This is a genomic window from Campylobacter sp. RM12654, assembly GCF_020137585.1.
GTDB lineage: Bacteria > Campylobacterota > Campylobacteria > Campylobacterales > Campylobacteraceae > Campylobacter_E.
In genome coordinates this window covers 1-1,647 of record NZ_JACGAR010000054.1, presented here as the reverse complement: position 1 = coordinate 1,647, position 1,647 = coordinate 1, and the positions used below count along the sequence as shown (strand labels likewise).

Annotated in this window: 2 protein-coding genes; both read right to left on the bottom strand. The window is 28.1% G+C overall.

Features of this window, described 5'->3' with window-relative positions:
- Positions 1–12: 12 nt before the first annotated feature.
- A complete protein-coding gene (locus tag AVBRAN12654_RS09255; RefSeq protein ID WP_336609637.1) occupies positions 13–591 on the bottom strand; it encodes a hypothetical protein in 579 nt (192 codons plus the stop codon).
- Between the two features lie 161 nt (positions 592–752).
- The coding region (locus AVBRAN12654_RS09250) for a Cj0814 family flagellar-dependent secreted protein (protein WP_442862326.1) at positions 753–1,647 on the bottom strand (895 nt) is incomplete at its 5' end.

Here is a 1,647-nt window from a genome sequence, read left to right as displayed (position 1 = left end):
GGTAGGGTTCTATTAGAACCCTAATGCAAAATTACCATGCTCTTTTATAGCTTGCATATAAATATCATTTCTAATAGCTTTGTTAAGTGTTAAATTTCTAAGCCAAGAATTACCCGTAATAGCTCTAGTTTTACCAGTATAATAATTTACAGCTTTAGGATCATAACTATAACTATATTGACTTCCTATAAATTGAGGAATTTTTGTTTGAGTAAAAGAAATTGCCAACAATTCTCCATTCATTAATCCAATTATTGCTTCATTAAATGCATTTTTTTGCATATATGATGCATTATCAGTTTTTTTAAAATCATAACCATACATATATACTGCTCTTTTATCTAATTCATTATCACCAAACAATACCACATGATTTGTTTGCAATAAATTTGCACTATGAAATGTAGTATTGAAATAACTTACGATATACCCGCCATGAACTTTATTCATCTCTTCAGTATTTAAAACTTTAACACCTAATGAATTATCACTTATAGCACCTTTGCTAATATCTGCTAATAAATCATTAGCATTAGCACTTAAGCCTAAAATGGCAATTAAAGATAAAACTTTTAATGTTTTTTTAAACATTTTTTCTCCTTTATTTTGAAATGAAATCTCATAATATCTTAAGAAATTTTAAATAAAACTTAATATTAAAAATATTATTAATATTTGTTACTTTTTGTAATATTTTTAAATAATTCATAATTTTAAATTCCTTTAAAATTAATGGAATTTAAAATAGGAATTTAAACTTTTATATCAAATAAACTTATATTTTTTTGGCTGTATTGTAAAGCCGCTTGTAAAAACTCTTCAAATGTTTCGTAATTATCTATATCTTTAGGAGCTTTTAGGTTTTTACCACTTAGCATTTCATATAATAATTTTTGCATTAGCTTTTGCCACTCATCTTCTTTACCTATCTCATAGCGTTTTGTATTGTTTGGCTTTATCATACCCCAATCATCATCTGTGCGATACGGGTCAAATGGGTCGCTGTAGTCATGTCCCATTTGCTTAGCATAATTAGTTTTTTCACCTTCTACTAAAATATAATTATTATATAAAACAGCAGCTAAAAGTCCGCCTTTGCTATACTCGCCTTGCTCGTTTTGGTAGTTTTCTTTATGTGGGTCGTAGATAAAACTACATATACTATCTAACCACGCATCATAATTATTTATAGGTGGTTCTACTTTATGAAAAATATCATCTTGTGCAAACAAACCAGACAGATGATTACTCGCTCTATATTTTGAATCAAGCCTACAATAATCTGTCATTTTTACATAGTCTTGATAATCTTCTAATTTATCAAAAGTCTTTGTAATAGTTAAACTTCTTTTATCCATTTCAAAAAAATGTGAAGTTTTCCAAAGCTCATCAGAGCTAAAAAAATCCTTTGAGTTTAAAAACTCATCGCCTAAAACTCCTTTTAAAACTTTATAAGCATTGCTTGCACTTTTTACTATATCTATGTTATGACGCATTTTGTATATCGGTGGGTTTGCTTGGTTATTTTTTTCTACAAGGGAAAGCATTGTATCGCTGTGGATTTTATAATTATCCGGAATACCTGCTGCTTTGTTAAAATCACTTGTAAAAAAGCCATCTTTATCAACTCCGTATCCTAAAACAACT